Annotated in this window: 15 protein-coding genes; 1 reads left to right on the top strand and 14 read right to left on the bottom strand. The window is 46.9% G+C overall.

Annotated elements, in window-relative coordinates:
- Window positions 1–18 precede the first annotated feature (18 nt).
- From ACM1ND_RS09685 to ACM1ND_RS09625, 13 genes are all read right to left on the bottom strand, one after another.
- Window positions 19–651 carry a DUF2238 domain-containing protein gene (locus ACM1ND_RS09685; protein WP_023988099.1) on the bottom strand — a complete coding sequence of 211 codons (633 nt, stop codon included), beginning with the start codon at window positions 649–651 and terminating at the stop codon, window positions 19–21.
- A gap of 25 nt (window positions 652–676) precedes the next feature.
- The gene (locus tag ACM1ND_RS09680) at window positions 677–880 is read right to left on the bottom strand and encodes a YwbE family protein (protein WP_013309792.1); all 204 of its coding nucleotides are present in this window, start codon (window positions 878–880) and stop codon (window positions 677–679) included.
- A 64-nt stretch (window positions 881–944) separates the two neighbouring features.
- Entirely contained in the window at window positions 945–1685 is a 741-nt protein-coding gene (locus tag ACM1ND_RS09675) for a DUF1361 domain-containing protein (RefSeq protein ID WP_069080066.1), read from the bottom strand.
- 186 nt (window positions 1686–1871) lie between these two features.
- Window positions 1872–3623 carry a hypothetical protein gene (locus ACM1ND_RS09670; protein WP_071558912.1) on the bottom strand — a complete coding sequence of 584 codons (1752 nt, stop codon included), beginning with the start codon at window positions 3621–3623 and terminating at the stop codon, window positions 1872–1874.
- A gap of 34 nt (window positions 3624–3657) precedes the next feature.
- Complete coding sequence (locus ACM1ND_RS09665; protein WP_034095012.1) at window positions 3658–4617, bottom strand: sugar phosphate isomerase/epimerase family protein; 960 nt, start codon at window positions 4615–4617, stop codon at window positions 3658–3660.
- On the bottom strand, window positions 4617–5489 hold the full coding sequence (locus ACM1ND_RS09660) for a carbohydrate ABC transporter permease (RefSeq protein ID WP_103744386.1): 873 nt from the start codon (window positions 5487–5489) through the stop codon (window positions 4617–4619). The genes ACM1ND_RS09665 and ACM1ND_RS09660 overlap by 1 nt, the downstream gene beginning before the upstream one ends.
- Window positions 5490–5510: 21 nt before the next feature.
- Complete coding sequence (locus ACM1ND_RS09655; RefSeq protein WP_025721738.1) at window positions 5511–6413, bottom strand: ABC transporter permease; 903 nt, start codon at window positions 6411–6413, stop codon at window positions 5511–5513.
- 30 nt (window positions 6414–6443) lie between these two features.
- Window positions 6444–8051, bottom strand: coding sequence for an extracellular solute-binding protein (locus tag ACM1ND_RS09650; RefSeq protein ID WP_418027623.1), 1608 nt, complete (start codon window positions 8049–8051; stop codon window positions 6444–6446).
- Between the two features lie 394 nt (window positions 8052–8445).
- A complete protein-coding gene (locus ACM1ND_RS09645) occupies window positions 8446–9651 on the bottom strand; it encodes an MFS transporter (RefSeq protein WP_075154049.1) in 1206 nt (401 codons plus the stop codon).
- Between the two features lie 19 nt (window positions 9652–9670).
- Window positions 9671–10732, bottom strand: a complete 1062-nt coding sequence (locus ACM1ND_RS09640) for an ROK family protein (RefSeq protein WP_341062853.1) — start codon at window positions 10730–10732, stop codon at window positions 9671–9673.
- A 187-nt stretch (window positions 10733–10919) separates the two neighbouring features.
- Entirely contained in the window at window positions 10920–13226 is a 2307-nt protein-coding gene (locus ACM1ND_RS09635) for a helix-turn-helix domain-containing protein (protein WP_341062854.1), read from the bottom strand.
- A 301-nt stretch (window positions 13227–13527) separates the two neighbouring features.
- Window positions 13528–16080, bottom strand: a complete 2553-nt coding sequence (locus ACM1ND_RS09630) for a beta-mannosidase (protein WP_418027622.1) — start codon at window positions 16078–16080, stop codon at window positions 13528–13530.
- Window positions 16081–16285: 205 nt separating this feature from the next.
- Window positions 16286–17353 (bottom strand): LacI family DNA-binding transcriptional regulator, encoded by a 1068-nt coding sequence (locus ACM1ND_RS09625; RefSeq protein ID WP_023988088.1) that lies wholly within the window; start codon window positions 17351–17353, stop codon window positions 16286–16288.
- Between the two features lie 280 nt (window positions 17354–17633).
- On the opposite strand from ACM1ND_RS09625, the gene ACM1ND_RS09620 reads away from it, so the two are divergent.
- Window positions 17634–19325, top strand: a complete 1692-nt coding sequence (locus ACM1ND_RS09620; RefSeq protein ID WP_023988087.1) for an ABC transporter substrate-binding protein — start codon at window positions 17634–17636, stop codon at window positions 19323–19325.
- Between the two features lie 72 nt (window positions 19326–19397).
- On the opposite strand, the gene ACM1ND_RS09615 is transcribed toward ACM1ND_RS09620, so the two are convergent.
- On the bottom strand, window positions 19398–20621 hold the full coding sequence (locus ACM1ND_RS09615) for an MFS transporter (RefSeq protein WP_418027621.1): 1224 nt from the start codon (window positions 20619–20621) through the stop codon (window positions 19398–19400).

The raw sequence follows: 20621 nt of genomic DNA, 5'->3' as shown, positions 1-20621 counted from the left end.
CGAGGTAAATAAATTCTGCTAATACCTTAATTGTTTCAGCAGCTTGTTATGTACCCCACTCAACAAAATCACTGCGGTCAAGGCACCGATGAACGCAAGAAGCATATCCCATTGGGTATCCCATACATCTCCCTGTGTGCCCAAAAAGGCTTCTGCTGCCGTTCCGGTTGCCTTGGCTACAGCAAACTCAATCAGCTCGTACACAGCGCTGATCGCAAGACACACACTAACCGTGAGGAAAGTGAGCCAGCTCCCGCTTCCCAAGGCCGTTTTACGCAACAGCACTTCCCTGACAATGAGTGCAGGTACAAAACCTTGTACAAAATGCCCAAGTCGATCATAATAATTGCGCTCCAGTCCGAACGTATCCCGGATCCAGTTGAACAGTGGCATTTCGGCATAGGTATAATGTCCACCGACAATCAAGATCAATGCGTGCAGCCAGATTAGGGTGTATACCAGATTGGTAAACCGAAATCTACGGTACAAAGCCGTCAGCAGCACAGCTCCCAAAACCGCGGGTAGAACTTCCAGTACCCATGTAAAATAATCCACCGGGCGAATCAAGGACCAAATGAGGGCAAGCGCCAGCAATACAAGTAAAACAAGCGGGTAGCGATCATTTTTAGACCATGCCGTTGCCTGGTTCATCTTCATTCCTCCTCAGCCCAAAGCTCTAGCCTTCGTTCGTTACGATATGTTTGACACGCCCAACCTGTCCGTCTGCCAAACGCACTTTGATTCCATGCGGATGACGCGGGGAATTGGTCAAAATATCTTTCACCGTTCCTCGCGTCAGCTTACCGGTAGGCTGATCCTTTTTAAGTACAATATCTACCTGAAGACCAGCGCGGATATCGGATCGATTCTGTCCGTTCATTGTAGCTATTCCTCCTTTGTTTTTACATTTTTTGATGATATCCAGCCACTCAGCTGCAATCAAATCACCAGCGACGCCATTCGTCCTGGCGGTTGTTCCCCATCCAGACTACGCACATCGTGGATACATAGCTGACGAGCAAAATGACGAATACCATCCCACTAAACTCCACAAAATGAGTACGTTGCAAGGAGTCTGCCCATATGGAAGATACTTGTGCATACAGTTGAGAGGGCGCAGAAACAATATCCCATGTGTTCCCTCGAAAGAAACGGCCAATGTAAATACCCAGGCTACTCAACAAGAGTACCGCCAACATAAACAGCCAACTAACAAGCCCACCACGTGCACGCTGTACCAATTGTCGTACGGATTCGAGCGATACAAAACCCATTGTCAGGCCAAGTACGGCTACCAGCAGCATTCCCAGTACATGATTCCAAAAGTACGGATTTCCCCAGAAACGTTGCTCCCCGAGAAATGGATATCTGGCGAATACATGCAGCAAATCTGTGATCAAATAGGGTGTATTGGGATAAAAGAAAAGCCATGCCGCCCCCGTAACCCAGAGTAAAAATGTCCTTGTTCCCCGCCTCCACGAGCTGTACATTACATCAAGCAGTAGCGTCAACAGCATAGGAATCCAGGCCAACATCATATTCCACCAAATAAAAAGATAAGGGCGGCCCCCTGAGGGCAGTCGCACGTTAATGATCCACAATGTACTGATTACGGAGCATAAGGCCAGTGCTAAAAAAACATAGAGTTTTAGTGGATAATTTAACGATCTTAAACGGGCATACATATGTGTCTTTCCTCCTTGTAACCGTCCTGCCTTCCTGACGTTCCAATTTACACCTGTTCTGGACAGTGTACACCACAATGGCTTCAAGCTCAATGGAAGCGCTCTACCCCGGCATAAATGAACATAAAAAAACATCCGTTCTCCGGGAATTGACCTCATCCCCGAAAAATAGATGCTTACTGTGTTTTAGACTTCACTCACAGGTAAAGGCGACATACGAATGCGGATCGTATGATCAAACGGAGTCACCCAATTAACCAGCAATGTATGGCAATCCATGGGGAGAGTGGCTCCCCTTACCGAATTAGCCTTATGCTCTACGGTTGTTCCCAGCAGCTCAAACCACGCATTCCCAGATTCATAGCGCGCCATACCGCCAGTCCAACATTGAACCGTTTCGTTAACCAGCCTGTATTCCCCGCAAGTGAAGCGTCCTTCGCGCCCAAAAATAAAACGAATCTGTGTCATGCAATCTACTGGACCCTCTGAGCGAAAACGAAGCGTCCACACATCACCCTGACGATCCACATCGACCCGAATTTCATGCTTTTGTTCATGGGTTAATGGCCGTTTGTGATGCGGAAGCAAGTACCACGGACTGACTTCCTCCTCCGAGGTAGGCGGCAGATCTAAGGCCGCTACAGGGCCATAATAACCTTTGACCTGTGTGCCCGACAGAGTCCAACCATGTTCGTGAGCTGTCAGCTTCTGCATGGGTACAAAACCAGGCGAGAAATACGATGCAGCCTGAACCGCCAATAATCGTGCATCTCCGTGCCGCAACGATAGGAATGATGAAGCCTCGGTCATCAGTGTGGCACTGGTATCCTCCTGCCGATATCGAACGACTGGCGCTCCAAAGTCCGTATGCAGTCGGCTATGATAAATCTGCTGGTGATGGCCTGCCTCATCCATTCGACTCAGATAGTCAGCCCTTGGGAAGTCTCCGTTCAGTAGTTGGTTATAGGTGACAGGTAATGTAGCTGGCGATACTTTACGAGTTTGCAAACGCGGATCTAGTAAAAAGCGCACAGCCGCATTGATAGGAGCACCGCCAGGATGATCCATGACTTGAATAGCGGCGACAGCCATCGCTTCAAATATAGCGTCCTCATCCTCTGTAGCCAGCATGGCATATGGTAGAAGATAAGAAGATAAGTTCATGATCACCCCAAAATCCTGTCTCCCTGAATACTCTGTGACCACTTCGCCATCAGGATGGACAAGGTACACCATCATGCGTAAATTACGGCGCACCGACTCTAGTAGCTCCGGCAGTTTTAATAATCGGGCAGCATGAATCAGCATAATATCGCTAACGGCATTATAAATTCCGTTGCTGCGCTCCGTCCATTCGCCATCTGGTGTCCCGTCCAGCCCTTCGGCTAGCCAAGCCTCAGCCCGCACGAGCGCCTCGGGCAGATCAAACAGCTCATGTAGAAATCCCAGCGCAGCACACAATACCCAACGGTGATTTGGCGTATGGCAACCTCCGGTCAGCATGACCGGAATCGTCCGCTCCAGAAACAAGTAGATCGCATCAGTCACCCGACGCAACTCCAGCCAGTCGTCACCAACCAGCAGCTGATAGACCTGGGCGTAGCCTACCACCACGAACGCTGTATCCGGTGGCGAGTGAAAATTGGTCCAGCCCGGTGAAATAGAACCGTCCTCATGCTGCACACGTAGCATGTACTGCGCAGCCAGCTCCAGTCGGATGAGTACATCCTCATTCCGATAATATGCAGAATCCGGATTGACGAGCGCTGCCGCCCAGATCGCCATTGCGGCAGGAGTACCAACCGAATGATTAGGCCAGGCGATTCCATTCTCATCATCAGTCACTCCGCCGTAATAACGGCTGTCAGCATCCAGTACCTGATGGTCCATACCTGGTTTTACCCAGGCATCGTTGATCGCTACGATTTTACTATACATTCCTCTCAACCCCTGTAATATCCATAATCGTTTATCATCCTTGCGGCTGAAGCTTCGCTATCTTACTTGTCAGCAACTCATGGCTACGTTCAATATCCTCCGGCTGACAAGCTGCTTTCAGCTCATAAACCTTAATAGGGGCCTGCCGGATAATATTCACGAAACGATCAAAGAACTCCAGATCACCGCTATGAATATAAGGGCACCAGTGATCAGATAATCCAATGGTTTCATGAATATGAACACCAAGAATATAGTCGATCATTTCATTGGCTTCCTTGGCGTTGTCGTACAGTCCCATTCGGTCCATAATCATACCGTGTCCAATGTCATACCACAGATAGACAGGTGCACCCTTCAAACGATCTATAATCGTCTTTGCCTCCTGCAACGTAGGCATCTGATAGCAACGTGAACGCGTTTCAATGCCAATGGCTACATCATATCCCTTGGATGCGATGCGGTCACACACCTCTTCCAGACTATCACGGATGCGTTGTACATAGTGCCCACTCAGTGAATTCCGACGCTCCAGCATTTGGCCCCACAACGTTTGATAAGCAGCAGAATCCCTGCCCTGCTCATTGAAAATATCCTCTAGTTCCTCACTGATATCATATGGAAATGGAACCTCTCCGGGATGCACAACTACCGCTTTTGCACCATAACGATGCGCATATTCCGCAGATTGCACCAACAGCTCTATCGCACGTTGTCGCTTGCTTTCATCGTCAAACCCGAGCAGAACGGAATCCGTGCCGTAATCCGGGTCTGGTGTATGAGGAAATGTATTATGCACACTCGATATGCCGATTTCTCCCCGCTCAATCATAGGCTCAATCGTCGTCAGCATTTCCCGGGTAATGTTATAGTTCAACTCCACCCTGCTAAAGCCCAACTGACGGATTTCCTCTACAAGTTCTCGGCCGACCGTATGCTTTTTAATATTCCAACAGGTGGAAAAGGAATATTCCCCCTTCGCCTTCATTATCATCACCCTTTCACCGCTCCCACCATCACGCCGCTGACAAAATATCTTTGCAGCCACGGATACACTAGCAGAATTGGAACCGTTGCAAAAATGACACTTGCTGCCTTCAACCCTTCAGGCGTAATTCTCGCGCCACTGGCTCCTTCCAGCCTGGTTAGCTCGGATACCATATTATTTTGAATCATTTGATACAGCTTGAGCTGTAACGGGAACAAGTCGGGGGTTTGAATATACATCAGCGTATCCTGAAATCCGTTCCAACGGCCTACACCGTAAAACAGGCTTAATGTCGCCAGCACAGGCAGGGACAGCGGCAGTACAATCCGAAGCAAAGTGCCGAACTGGCTGCTGCCATCGATTTCTGCTGCTTCTCCCAAGCTTTCTGGAATCCCATTAAAAAAGGAAATCAAAATAATCAGATAAAACGGGCTGATCAGCCCTGGTAAAATAAGGGACCACATATTATTCAACAAATGTAAGTCGCGCACCAGAATGTATTCAGGAATGATGCCGCCGCTGAAAAACATCGTTACTACAATAATGAACATAATCGTTTTACGACCTCTTAGGTGTTTCTTTGTTAATGGATATGCTGCGATAATTGTCATTAACATACTCAGCACTGTCGTGATCAGCGTCAGCATAACTGTAAACCCGAGCGAACGGATCATGCTCATATCAGAAAAGACCTTTCCGTATGCCTTCAAATTGAACTCTACTGGGAACAAAGTAACTTCCCCGGATGTAATGGCCCGGTTCGAGCTAAAGGAAATAGACAAAATGTGAATAAACGGGGCCAAGCACAGTAGTACAGCCACAGCCACTAACACGGTGGTTACGATATCAAAGGTGCGATTTGCAGTACGTTCACTCATCAGATGTCAGCTCCTTTCCCCTTACATAATACTTTCATCTGTCAGTTTCTTGGAGGCATAGTTAGCTCCTAATACGAAGATGAGACCAACCACAGCTTGGAACAGGCCTACCACCGTTGCCAGCGTATATTGCCCGGATTCCATCCCGATGCGATACACGAACGTGCTAAGTACATCGGAATAATCTCGAACCGCCACATTTCCAATTACATAAGGACGATCAAAGCCAATGGTGATCATATTACCCAAATTAATGATAAGAAGCGTAGCAATAGTCGTTTTCATGCCAGGGATCGTAATGTACCAAATTCTTTTCATGCGTCCTGCACCATCTACCTCGGCAGCTTCGAACAATTCCCGGTTAATCCCGGTCAAGGCAGCGAGGTACAAAATCGTTCCCCAGCCTGCACTTTGCCACACCCCTGTCAGCAGGTAGGTGAGTACCCAGTCATTTTTATCTGTCAAAAATGGAATCGCCTGAAACCCGAGCGAAGTAAGCACATTGTTGATCATGCCGGACTGCGTACCAAACACCTGGTACACAATCCCGCCAATAATCACCCACGAAATAAAATGGGGAACGTACAAAATCGTTTGTGACAGCTTTTTAAACCAGACTACTTTCATTTCATAGAGCAAAATCGCCAAGATTAAAGGTGCTGGAAAAGATACCAGCAAATCAAGCAGATTTAGCACGATGGTATTGCGCAGCGTTCGATAAAAATCATCCATACGAAACACTTCTCTAAACGCATCGAACCCGATCCACTCACTCCCTGTAATTCCCTGAAAAAAGTTGAAATCCTTAAACGCGATCTGTACTCCCCACATCGGACCATATTTGAACACAATGAAGTAGGCCAGGGGCAGCACAAGCAACGCGTATAATTGCCAATATCTGCGGAAGTAAACGTTCCCTTTCATGCGCTGTCTCCTCCTTTACTTTCCGCCTTCTTACTTGCCTGTCATGGCCTTATAAGCTTCGGTACGCTCATCCAATATCGCTTGACCACCGCTCACCATATAATCCTTCAACGCCGCTTCGAATGTTGCATCAAACTGCGCCGGAGGCACCATCACGGATTTAACGACCATTTCGTCAAACTTATCCAGCAATGAGTTACTGTATTTGGACTCGGCTTTAATCGGATGGTCAAATTTCACTGGTGAAATTGTGTCCGTGTTGGAAATATCCATCGCCTTGCGAACATCCTCCTGGAATTGGGACGGCATGCCCAAAACAAAGGCTTCCTTGTTTTTGTTATCGTCTCCTGCAATCTTGCCATTCGCAATAATGACCACATCACCCTGATTATAGATACGATCCTGCGCTTCTTGTGTCGGTTTCTCCTTGGCAACTGGAATTCCGTCTTTCAAGGTATAGTTCTCGCCTTCCACACCATTTTGCATATCAAGCAACACCTTCTCGGAAGACATCCAGTCGAGATACTTGATCGCCTCAATCGCATGCTCACTGGATTTAGGTACCATAATGTAGAGTCCATTGGATGCAAATTCTGGCTTGGCGTGCTTACCCTCACTGTTGGTATAAGGGTCCATTGGAGTCAGCTTCGCTGCGGACTGGTTAGCCAACAGATTCGGATAGGCGGAGTCGTTATAATAGATGTTGTCGTAATCTTCACTGAAAAAACCGGTATTTCCGCTTTGAATATCCTGAGTCAGCTGTTTTTTGTCCTTATCCAGACCAAAGTCCTTGCTGATCAGATTCTCATTGTAAAGCTTGTTCATAAACTGAACTCCATCCTTGAATCCAGGTAGCAGGATTGGATAGTCACGGGAACCCAGCTCTTGGGTTAGCGTATATTTCTGCTCATCTGTCACTGGCTTAATAAAAGACCACAACAGCGGATCATATTGCCCCGGCTCCATCGTCATCCCCAGCGGAACGACCTTACCGCCGGTCTTGCCGGGGTCTTTTTCCTTGAACGCTTTTAGCGTGTTGTATAGTTCGTCTGTCGTTTTAGGAACAGGCATATTCAGCGTATCGAGCCAATCCTGACGAATAAAAGAGGAATATTTCCCTAAGATGGTACGTTTGCCAGGAATGGCGAACTGCTTGCCCCCCACCTGACCGTAGCTGAGCGTATCTTCACCGAGGAATTTTTTAAGATTTGGGCCGTACTCATTCAGCAGAGGGGTCAAGTCTGTCAGTCCACCCTGCTCCGCATACCGTTCAAAGGTTCCGGAATCATAAGTGAACACGATATCAGGTACATCACCACCGCTAGCCATCAGAACATTCAGCTTGGTAACTTCTTCGGAGCGCTGAACGGGCACGTACGTCAGATCAATATCGTTGGGTTTGCCAAAGTTTTCTTTTGCATATCGGGTTAAATAGCTGTCAGTAATGGTATAGCCCTGAGGTGTATTGCCTCTGTCAAAAATTTCAACCTTCAATGAACCACCCTTGTTTCCGGTAGCGGTCGAAGTCTTGTCCGCCTCACCCGACGAGCATCCGCTCAATACAACCGACAGTGCAACCGTAGCTGCAAGCAGCAGACGAAGCTTCTTCAATGTTCCTCCAGCCTTATTCCCACTCATTCCTGAACACCCCTTTGTCTGCTTTTCCCGTTCGTCGCCTCTTCTGATGAGGAGGTTATGACATTTCATGCATCTGCATGAGTCTGTCCCTTTTGGTCCGGGATGTGCCTTAGTATGACATGACCGCAGGAAAACTGACAATAAACTAGTTTCCCAATCATAAACCGGTTGATTGAAAGCGATTACTGAACATGATGAAGCGCTTACTCTTATTAAAAATCACTATTTTCCTGTGAATAAACCATTTTCTTTGTTCGTTTCGTGTGAGCTATAGTTCCATATCACGTGATTTAAAAGTTTTTCGCACGAAAAAAAGAGCATCCTCACCCTCATCAGGGATTCGATGCTCACACTACATTTTGTTAATTTCAATGAAATACTAACGTCACTACTCCTACTGTGAAGTCTCTGAAGGGAGGCTCATGGATAGCTTGCGTACCTTCCCTGTTTTCCCATCCTTACGGCTACGTGATACATAAACCATCATTAATGCCCCCAAGGTTGCGCTGATCAGACACGCCAGGTTCATTAATTGCGGCCCTCCAGCGTGAAGAAGAAAGCCATTTAACAAATTACCTACAATCCCTGCCAGCCCGGCAAATACCATATTGAACACGCTTTGTCCGGTCGCTTGCATATCCTTTTCAGTTACATGTGAAACATACTCGACCGCTGCGATGTAGAAAAAACCAAATGACAATCCGTGCAGCACCTGCACAGCAATCATAACGGTAGGGTCGGGAAAAGCTAATTGAATTCCCCATCGAATCATATAAGCGACTGCTCCTAGCAAAAGAGTTCTCTCTAACCCAATCTTTCGAATCACTCGTGAAGCGAGCAGCATGGAGGGGACATTCGTAATGGACGCAATCAGCAGAGCAACCCCGACCAAATTCGTAAGTCCTCCCGACATCTTAAAGGCCAATACGAAATAGGTGTTGAATGCGGTTAACGTCTGATTTACTAAAAAACTGCCCCCCAAAAATATTAAAAATGTCCTGTTGCGTATCAATTGACCAATGCCGTCCGAAAACGATTTGCGCAGCACGAGATCTTCCTCCGTATTTTTCGGCAACGCCAGCGCCGTCAGGGCCGCAAGACTGTTCAGCACCAAAAAAGGTACCCACATCATAGTCACAGATAACAGCGATACAAATAGCCCCCCGGCGTAACCGCCCACCGCATTGCCTATACTTGCCATAAATCGTATACTGCCATAGGTCGTTCCTGCCTTCTTGGCCGCCACAATCGCATAGGAATCCGCAATCGGCGCCTGCGTTGCCGTAAATATTGCCATAGTGGAATACACAAGCGCCATCAGAACAAAACGCTCCGACTGATAACATACAGCCATAATCCCCGGAACCGCTACACTCAAAATGAGCACCAGCCGCATTTGACGATATTGATCCACAATAATTCCCCATATCGGCTGAACCAAAATGGATACCAGCGTACCAATCGCCATCAGAACACCGACACTGCTGCTCGTCAATCCATTCTGAACCAGCAGTAGTGTCAAATATGGATTAAACATGCCCCCTGCCAAGCCAATAAACAAATAGAAGCTTCGTAGCTTCAGCATTTGTGAGCCTACCATCTGGAAACCTCCCTGTTGTTTAGCGTACCGAGCTGCCCAGAATCGTAGCCAACGCTCCGATGGCCCCGGCTTCATTCCCCAGACCAGCAGGTACAATAGTACAAGGAATATCCGTCCATAAGGCTACTCTTTGCCGAATTTCATCCAAATAATACGTGTTACCTTCTGCTACACCGCCACCTACAACGATCATTTCCGGGTTCAGCAGGCTGATCACATTCGTCAAAGCCATCGCCATATGCACTAGCGCAGGCTCCAAAATCATCTGTGCTTCTACATCCCCTTCGGACGCCGCTTGCAATACATGTCTCGCCCCTACCTCGTCCCTGTTTCCTCCTGCTAGCCGGATCATGTGTGTACCTGGTATGCCAGAGGCGAGTGCTGATTTTACACTGCGCGTTATCGCCGTCCCCGATGTTAAAGATTCGAACACACCGAACTCATCCGTCCCCTTCTGTTTTGCTGCTTGCCGTGCCTGTTCCTCGCCTGCAATCCAATAAGCCATTTCACCTGCTCCGCCTGCGGCTCCCTTATACATCTCTCCATTTAAAATAAGGCCACAACCGATACCTGTTCCCACCGTTATCATCATCACATGCCGTAATCCCCGAGCTACCCCTAACCATTGTTCTCCCAAAGCAGCCATATTCACATCATTATCCAGCACCAAGCGACCACTGTATCGGTGTGCAACGATAGATCGTATACTTTCATGCGCATTACCGCCATGCGTACTGTCGCCATGTATACGATCTTGAACACTCCATGGAATTGCCGGGGCGTGGGTAATCGTTCCGCTATCGTTATCTACCACACCGGGGAAACCGATACCTATGCCTTTTAACTGTGCCAGCGACAAGCCTTCCTGCTTTAGACAATGTTCCAGCTCCTCGAATAGACTCTCAAAGAAAAAATGGGCATCCTTCGTATGAACCGTCGGAAATTTATGCCTCACCACTACTTGCTGTTCCGCTGTGCCGATACAGATCAGCGTCTTCGTCCCGCCAACATCAATGCCTGCGGCCCAGCCGGAAGCCTTCGGCTCATCCCTGTGTTGCTTTTGTACATACATGTCCGCCATAGCCATCCTCCGTCATTCCGGTTCGCCATCATGCCTGCCAATACATCGGCTGTTGACGCCCTGTAGGTTCAAGATATGGACATAAGTATCGCATTTGAACACCTGTGCCGCAATAAACTAAATTCCGCCCCATAAACTGACGCGCTTTACTCCCCCTTTTAATGAAAAAAACAAAAAAGGCGAGCGCCTATAGCGCTCCCCCTGTTAATGAATCCTCCGGTTTTAATCTCAGCTTGCGATAATCTCCCGGCGTTACGCCGACTACCCGCTTAAATACCCGCCCAAAGGTAATCGAATTGGCATAACCAACCTGAGTCGCAATATGCTGAACCGTTTCGGTCGTATTACACAGCATTTGCTGGGCATGATTCATACGGAGTCGAGTCAAAAAATCGACGAATTTCATATCAAATTCTGTTTTAAACAGATGACTGGCATATTTAGGTGACACATCAAAACGTTCACTCAAATGATTTAACGATAAATCCGGATTCGTATAGTGCTCTTCAATATATTGCTTCATCTCGCTAACCATGGCCCGGTAGCTTTTGGTTTCACTGGCGGCAACATAAGTCCGATACACAGTGGTCATGTGCTCCAACATCAGCGTATGCATCACAGCCAATGAAGAAGCAGACTCGACCTCAGATTTCCATCGTTCTGCTTCCGGCCCGTTAAAATAACGATCCAGTGCCCCCGATACATCCTTCATCTCACGCATTTCTCGTTCCAGCAGTTCTTGCAGCCACTGCATTACCGTTAAAATATCTCCATCCTTCAGCTTGTCTGTTTCCATCGCCCCAAATAGTCCTTCCAGCTGTACACGCCAATCGTGGCTGGCTAGCCGAAAAGAACGAATTGTCTCCGAAATCAGCGGCAAATAGGAGTATAATGGAATGTCATCGGCCTGCGGAACCTGTTCACTGGTTACAATATCACGCACTCCAAGCGTTAACCGGTACCGCAGAGCAGAAATCGCGGACCGATAGGAATCCTGAACATGCGCCAACTCATGAATCTGACCGCCTATCCCAATCGTGAGCTGTACACCCAGATGCCCATGCAGCCACTCACAGCCTGTTTGTGCCATTTCTTGCAGCTTCACACCCAGTAAGCCTTCCCCATCATCTACCTCTTTCCGCAATAAAATGGAAATTCTTTTACGACTCATCCATTCTGCCCAGCCCTGCCATCCATAGGTAGCTGCTAGTTCCTGTACCACACCAAGCAACGACAGGCTTAAACGCTGATCTTCGCCCCCATGATCCTCTAAACGTCTGCTACCGTCTGCTGTCTGTGGCAGATCCAGATCGTGCAACTCTACCACCATGACAGCATAAACCAGAGTAACACCTCTCTTCCCGCCATCCGCAAAAGGAGAAAGATCATTCAGCCGAAGCTCTACCGTTTCGGTGCCTGTACCTTCCATAAGATCAAGGAACAGCTGCCGCCGCCGAATGAGTATATTCGCATGCTCCTGCTGTTCATAATCAATCGTTTGCCGAATCAGACTTTGCAACGCATGATCAATCATCCACAGCTCGTCCTTGTTGTTTTCCTCACCCGGACGGCTGGGCAGTTGTTGAATACGCTGCATCATCAGCTGAATTGGCCTGTAATTTCTGCGGGTCACATAAATAATGTAGATCACCGCTAATATAACAACAGCCAATCCAACTACAATCCAGACGTAAGAGATAACAGACACCCACTCGAACAACTGTCCGGCACGAATACCACTTTCAAAACTCCATCCCAGCCGGGGGGACATCAGATGAGTCAGTTGCTGCCCGTCCTCTGCTTTTACAGCATCTTTTGTACCGGATGCAGCTGGATAAATGGTTTGACCGCTAGCATCATTAATCACCAGATAGGAAACTGTCGGATTCGTCATTTGACCAATCATTTGCTGCAACGGATACACACCGATATTGATTACCAGCAGCCCTTGTCCTCCAAAAGGCAACGGGAGGCGCTTATGCATCGAAATTACACGTTCTGACGTATGTGTTCCCGGCTCCGTCCATTCCCGCACAGGTGACCACTGCCGATCCTCCGACCGAAGAGCCTGCTCAATATACGGATAATCACCGAATGTCGAAGCATCCTGAAGTCCACTTCTCGTTAACACCGTGTGATCCTTCGTTCGATAAATATAAACGGAATGTACCAGTTCATGATTATCCTTAAGCGCGCGTAGGCTTCCAACCAGCCCATACAGCATCGTGCTGCCACTTTGCGCCTGCCCATTCAGAAAAGAACTGTAGCTCTTGTTCGTCTCCGCCTCGCTTAATACGTCCATTTCTACCTTTGTCAGCGACTTCTCCACACTGTCCATCACAAATCCGGTTGTAATCCGATTCGCCTTTCCAGTTTCATTGCGCGATATTTCGTTTACAATCAGGAAGGATAAAAAAATGAGGATCGACACCGTTAACATAAAAATCGGGAAATAGGAAAAAAGCAATCTCCTGTACCAGCTCTTTCGCATCATGTCCTCTCCCCCTGCCGCCTAATGCTTTCATGACCCTCTCTATAGGGCTTCGCTCAACACTAAGCATACTCGCGATGTCAGTTTTAATGCGGCTTTGATTATACTTTGAACCTATTCTACCAAAATTAGATGCTAAATAGATAGATTTCTTACAAATGATCTGTTATCACTTAAGTCGAAAACCCTCTTTTGTTATGTATATTAACATTATGAAAACGCTCTACATATCATAAAATAAATTTATATTATAAAAAAAGCTTATCCATCATCTACTTAAAGACGGATAAGCTTTTACTTCTGTCTAACCTTGTATCCAATTGACCAATGAATGTACTGTCAATGTACCCGGCGCAGCTGCCTCAAATACTGAGGCACCGTTGCGCAAAGCCAAAAATTCCACTGTTTTTGGAATACCAGGAGCCAGATCCAGATGGTTGTCGCTGAAAATACCTTCCTGCTCTGCCGATAGCCACACGTGTCTAGCAAGTATATCCGAACACAGCATGAATCTGCTGCCCCCGCTTCCCTGAATCTCTGTCACTTCAATTTTCGCCTGCGGTAAATCCATCTCTTTTGTGTCTGCAAAATAAATTTCACCAGAGGCCACCTGTTCATCATTCTGCGTCAGACACGCGACCAGCATATGCTCCGCACGGTTCAGGCCACTCAGCCATTTGTCGATAGGCAGTATATGTACAATTCCTGCACCGCCTGCTGGTTGATTTACCTTAACGTTCTCTTCACGAATAGCCTGGCTGCTACGGATATGCATAAGCGTCAGCCGCAGCGTTCCTGATATCGGCTCTAGTGTATCGTTGACCAGATGCAGGGCCTTATTCCCCTGTTCTGTATCTGTTGCACTCAACAGCACATCGGCAAAGCTGCGCTTAGCCGTATATTGGAGCGCTTTCCAACGACCAAAATAGTCCATACTCGACCAGGAGGCAACGGGCCAGCAGTCATTCATTTGCCAGTATAATGTTCCCATGCAATAAGGCTTGTGACGACGATGCGCCTCTATAGCTACTTTCATTGCTTCTGCCTGTAAAATTTGGCTCATGGGAAGAAAACTTGTAAAATCCTTTGGCTCTCGCATGTACCGCTCCATATATTCTTTAATCAGACGATTGCCTGCGCTGTTCTTCTGATGTGCCAGCATCACCGCAGATTCCAGCTCCAAATCCTTTTCTTCCGCATAAGTACGAACGGACTTGTATTCTGGAAAGGACTGAAAACCATATTCACTCATAAAACGACCCACATGGACATGGTAATTCTCAAACGGCTCAGACGCGTGCCATACACCCCAATAATGAATATCACCTGCAGCTGAAGACCGATGGGCATGCTGGTTCCGATCTCTCGTCAGGTCAATCAGCGGGGAGGAGGGCCAATATGCTGTCTGCGCAGACCAGGTGTGCACCGCTTCTGGTAGAATCCGATGAAAGAGCGTTTCATAATCATCCCACAGGCGCTCCCGTTGCTCAGGTGTGTAGTCCTTTTTCCAGCCCCAGCCTCCGTTCTCTTCATAATGCGCCCATGCAGAATCGATCTCATTGTTGCCGCACCATAAGGCAATGCAGGGATGATGACGCAGCCGCTTGATATTGTCCTCGGCTTCCTGTGCCACATTGTCCATAAAATCCTCATCCACTGGGTACATGCTACAGGCGAACATAAAATCTTGCCACACGAGCAAACCGTATTCATCACAAAGCTCATAAAATACGTCTTGTTCATAAATACCGCCACCCCACACCCGCAACATATTCATATTCGAGGTTGCTGCACTGGCAATTTCATACCGATATCGTTCCATCGTAACTTCAGTGACAAAGCTGTCATTCGGAATATGGTTAGCCCCTTTTGCAAACACTGGAATTCCGTTCAGCTCAAAATAAAAGCTCTCTCCTGCTGCATCCCGTTCACGTACAAGACGGATGGAACGCAGCCCCGTTTTTACTGATTTTTCCGCGATTACAGCTCCTTGTTCTTGTTCCACCAATTCGGCCACAAACGTATATAGATGCGGCTCCCCCAGCCCACGGCACCACCACAGCTTCGGCTTCTTCATCTCCAGCTCCAGCTCCACCGTCTGCTTCCCCTTCAGCAGCCGAACTGGCTTGGACCACACCTTCCCGTCAGCGGAAATACGCAACTTGGCATCTCTAATCTCATCTGCATTTTCGATCTCTACCACTGCCATGAGTTTAGCCCCTACCGAGTTCACCTCGTCCTGTCGAATAAACAAGTCTCTCACGATCAGACCCGACCACGCTTCGATCCGGACCTCTCTCCAGATACCGCTCGTCACCAGCCTCGGTCCCCAATCCCAACCATAGTGGTAGGGAGCCTTACGTGCGAAAACGCTTACCTTTTTGTCGAACAAACCACCTATCTCGGACTGATCATTGGGTGCAGGGAGTCCATAACCTAAGCTTTCCAGCTTGGGTACATCTTCAGCAATCGGAGAACGAAAACTGATTTCCAGCCGATTTTCCCCTTGCTGAACAAATGCCTTCACATCTTGTCTCCATACCCGAAACATATTATTGGCTGACAAGACAGATTGACCATTCACTTTTACATCCGCGTATGTGTCCAGACCTTCCAACACCAACTCTACACATTGACATTGAAGCTGATCTGCATTTATCTCAAAATGGGCTTCATATACCCAATCCTGCTTATCAATCCACTGTACCTCCATCTCGTTCATACCGATAAACGGATCAGGAATTTTGCCATGTCGTAAAAGATCGGTATGCACACAACCCGGCACTTTCGCGCTGAGCCACTCATCACTTTGTGCTTCCCTAAACCTCCAGCCATCCAACCCTATCACATTAACCATCGTCACAAGCCTCCCTATAAGCATGATTGGGAACATCTGGATTCATCAGTAACATAACAAAAATAACATTAAGCTAACAAATTAGTCAATTGTTTTTTGGAACAAATGACAAAATACAAAATAAAAGTCGCCCTCTGCCCCTAAACAGGCTAAAAGCGACCTCCTTCGTCTCCACGGTGTATGGTGTCAAACACGTATCTGGACATTAACTATATGTGATTGTGCTGATGGAACGCTCACGGTCATCATTTTCCCGACTGATCCGGGGTGCATGAACTTCCCGTACGAATAGCTCAGCATGTAGCAATTTTTTCTCGACAGGCGAGTCCGGGTTCGTTATGCGCCACAACAACTGGTCCACTGCACGCATTCCCAGCAATTCCTTATCCACTCTCACCGTGGCATAAATCGGCATTTGTTCATTCGTATCGTCAAACCCGGTCACTCCGCAACGCCTCGGAACGTCAATCCCCTTTTCTTTCAGCACATCCACGACTTGCGCAGCAGTCACATCATTAGCACATACAAAAACCTCAGGCAGTTCGTCCTCAGACAACTTGTCCATTTCCTCAGCAAGCGCCTGCGCTCCTCCGTGAAGAAGGGCTTTATTCTGCCGCAATTCTACTCCGCTCATTTCCAGTGTGGAACGACAAGCTTCCCAGCGTTCGTAGAAACTGTGAGCGTCATCAATATGACCCACAAACTGAAAGCGGGTATAGCCCCTGCACAGCAAGTCCTTCATTAATTCACTCATGCATGTGCGATTATCTGTAAACACCGTATCACTTAAAAATGCAGAATCCCAATGATCTACCATAACGACCGGAATACCCATCCGATAAATGTTCAGCAACAACGAAGTTGAAATCGTTCCTACTGTGATAATCCCTTTAATCGCCTCCGGGTTCAGTAGAGAAAACGTATCTTCAGTCGAGGGCTCCGTTAACGTGATCATATCCATACCCTTACGGTTCAGACGCTCGGAAATCCCTTCAAATACAGGCCCCCAGTACCTGGATTCCCTGTTCTGGTACCTAATATTCGGAAATAACACTAGCACGGTACCCGACCATTCTCTGGGATCTGTGTCCCGAGGCTCTACCCCTGTCATTTTGGGATGACTGCGAAAATAGCCCATCTGGGCAGCAAGCTTGACCAGAACCGCCCTTGTTTCGTCACTTACACCGGGTTTGCCTGACAGTGCACGCGAAACAGCGAACTTTGAAACGCCCGCCGCATCCGCAATTTCTTGCAACGTTACTTTTCCACGCATCTTCTCACCCAACCCTATTCGGAATCTTTTTCTACCTTAACCTTTCTAATACACGGGTGTACCTATAAACTGGTACCATCGTAGCATACTTTGTTTTAGATCATCAAATGATAGATTTGTACAAATCCACACCCTCCACCAAAATATGTTTGCTTAATAAAAAAACAAACCGCATAACAAACAATTATAAATAACTTGACGTGAGGTTTTTTATTTCCTACAATTTACTATTGAAAGCACTTACATTGTGTAAATCATACTTATTAAGGGGGATTTGCAAATGTTCATGAACAGGTCGGTACGTCAGAGCTCCATCCTGCTCCTGTCTTTGCTGCTGCTCGTTACAACGGGCTGTGCGAACGGAACAGGCAGTAAGGCAGAAAAGGAAGATCCTAATGACACCAGCCCTATTACATTTACTTTCTTTGGCGGTGATTCCAGCTCTAACTGGAACAACATGAAGGATGCTGTCGGGCAGGAAATTATCAAGAAAACGGGCGTTACGCTAAATGCTGAACATGCTGTCAATGGCCGAGGCGAGGAAAAGTTTGCTTTAATGGCAGCGAGCGGAGAGTATCCAGATCTCGTGTACCCCAAATCAGACATTGGCAAGCTGGTCGATGCCGGAGCACTCATTGACCTAACCGACCTCATTGACAAATACGGCCCTAACATTAAGAAAGTGTATGGAGACTATTTTAATCGTATTAAATATAGTAGTGAAGATCCAGCCATCTACACGATCCCGACCAATTTGGGTGTGGATCACATCGCGTTTGATGCACAAGCCGGCTTCGAAATCCAGCATCAGGCACTTAAGAAGCTTGGATATCCTAAAATCCGCACCGTTCAAGATTTTGAAAAAGCACTTAAAGATTATGTCGCCAAATACCCTACTACCAATGGCCAGCGAACCATCCCCCTATCACTTGATGCCGAAGACTGGAAAATTCAAATTACAGTGACTAACCCGGCTGTTACTGCTACAGGTGGACCCGACGATGGCGAATATTATATTGATCCTAAAACACACAAAGCCATTCTTCACTACAAGCGCCCAGAAGAACGTGAATATTTCCGTTGGTTGAACCATATGTACAATGAAGGACTGTTGGATAAGGATACTTTTGTGCAAAAAAGTGATCAGTATAAGTCCAAAATCGCCGCAGGCCGTGTCATCGGACTCATTGATCAGGAATGGAACTATCAAGATGCCGAAAATGCGCTCAAGGCAGCAGGTAAGGATGAATTCACTTACGCCCATTTTCCAGTCACTTTAAATGAGAAATACGAGGATCATTCCCTCCAGCCCATTGGCTTCGATACCGCATCCGGGATCGGAATTACAACCTCATGTGAAAATCCGGTGCGAGCTATCAAGTTTCTGGATTTTCTGGCCTCCGACGAAGGACAAATTTTACGAAATTGGGGAATTGAAGGCCAGCATTACAACGTAGAGAACGGCAAACGAGTCATTCCGGCGGATGTGCAACAACGTAAAAACACCGATAATGCTTCTTTTAGCAGAGAGTCAGGTATCGGTTTGTACTGGATATGGGGGCCACATTACGGCGATAGCGTAAAGGACCCTTCTGGCAACTATTACACAACCAATTATCCGGAGATGATTACCGAAAATTATAGTCAAGCCGAAAAAGAGTCCCTTCAGGCATACAAAGCCCAGACGTGGAAAGACCTGTTCCCGAACGAAAAGGATTTTCCGGTAAAAGAGTGGGGGGCTGCCTACAACATGCCTGTTCCGACCAATACGAATTACAATGTTATTTATCAAAAGTCGCAGGACATTGTACGCAAACGCATTCCTGAGGCCGTACTCGCCAAGCCAGATCAGTTCGACGCTGTGTATGACCGCATGCTCCAAGAGCTGGATCAGGCGGGTGTGCCAAAAGCTGAAGAAATCTACACTGGCCTAATCCAAAATCGCCTGAAACTGTGGTACGGCGAAAAATAGGGTTTGCTTTTTAATGAAATATTATAGGGCTGACAGACAATGCTGTTCAGCCCTTCTACATTAACTTTTATATTAAACATTCTGTTTGGTTTCTTTTTCTTTCCAAGAATTACTTTTGCCTGAAACACGATTGACGTGAAACAATAAAATGATAGGAATCAACGCAATCCCGCCACACATCACCCAAGATATTTGAATAGGTGTTTGATCGGAAGACAAATCCGTAAAATTACGACTGATGATACCTGTCACGATTAAACCTACGCACATGCCTAATTGTGAAATCGCAGAATCCAGAGATAGTAGTGTAGAACGATACTCATTAGAGATTCTTTTGTTCAGAAAAATTTGTTTGGCAACCGGATACATGCCGCGCCCAATTTCATAGATCAAAAAGGTAAGCAGTACAGGATAAAATGTGTTGAACGCACCGGCTAAAATGAGCCATATCCCAATCATACCGCAAGCATACATGAGTATATGTACATCACTGTATCGTGCGCCTAGCTTTCGAACCAGGTAACTTCCCAAAGTCATACATAGTGAATACCCTGCCTTGATAAACCCCATAATCCAAATCCCTTGTTCAGAAAGGCCAACCAGACGTGGCTGTTGAAATGTATTCCCCGCCGAGTTCGAAAAGCTGATAAATAAGCCAATCATAAACACAATCCAGATAGACTTATTTTCAAAACCGATACGGACTCTTTCTCCGATAATCGTTTTAATGCGAGTAGTAGACGTCTTTCGATGAGCAACATTCTCCTCATCCATATAAAAGGAGCATAGAAAAATGCATACAATAATAGATAAAATGCTAGCCGCCCATGGAAGTGAATAGTTAAAAGTTGCGAGGAAGGCCCCCAACAGACCACAAATAAATCCCGAAATGTACTGTATACTGTTAGAGGTTGTAAAAAGAACTTCCATGGGCTTATCACTATTTTCCACAACCCATGATTCCAACGAACCTGATTGTAAACATATAGCCAGACCCCCAAAGACTTGCGCAAACACAAGCACCCCGATATGATCTGTCCAAACGAACAACACACTATAGAGTAGAAAACAACAAAGTCCCAAAATAACAGAAATTTTTCTTCCATACTTATCTGCAATAGCCCCTGTGGGTATCTCAAACAAAAAAATACTTACAAAGAATACAACTAGTAAGAAGTTCGCACTCTGCAAAGAAAGTCCTTTAGCTAATAGAAAAAGGATGAGCGTAGTCCCCGTGATTTCACTCATAAAAAATTGAAGAAAGCTGACGGAGTAAAATAGCTTATGAGGTTGCAC

Source organism: Paenibacillus sp. JJ1722 (assembly GCF_048282685.1).
Lineage (GTDB): Bacteria > Bacillota > Bacilli > Paenibacillales > Paenibacillaceae > Paenibacillus > Paenibacillus polymyxa_B.
This window is presented reverse-complemented; position numbering and strand designations above follow the sequence as displayed.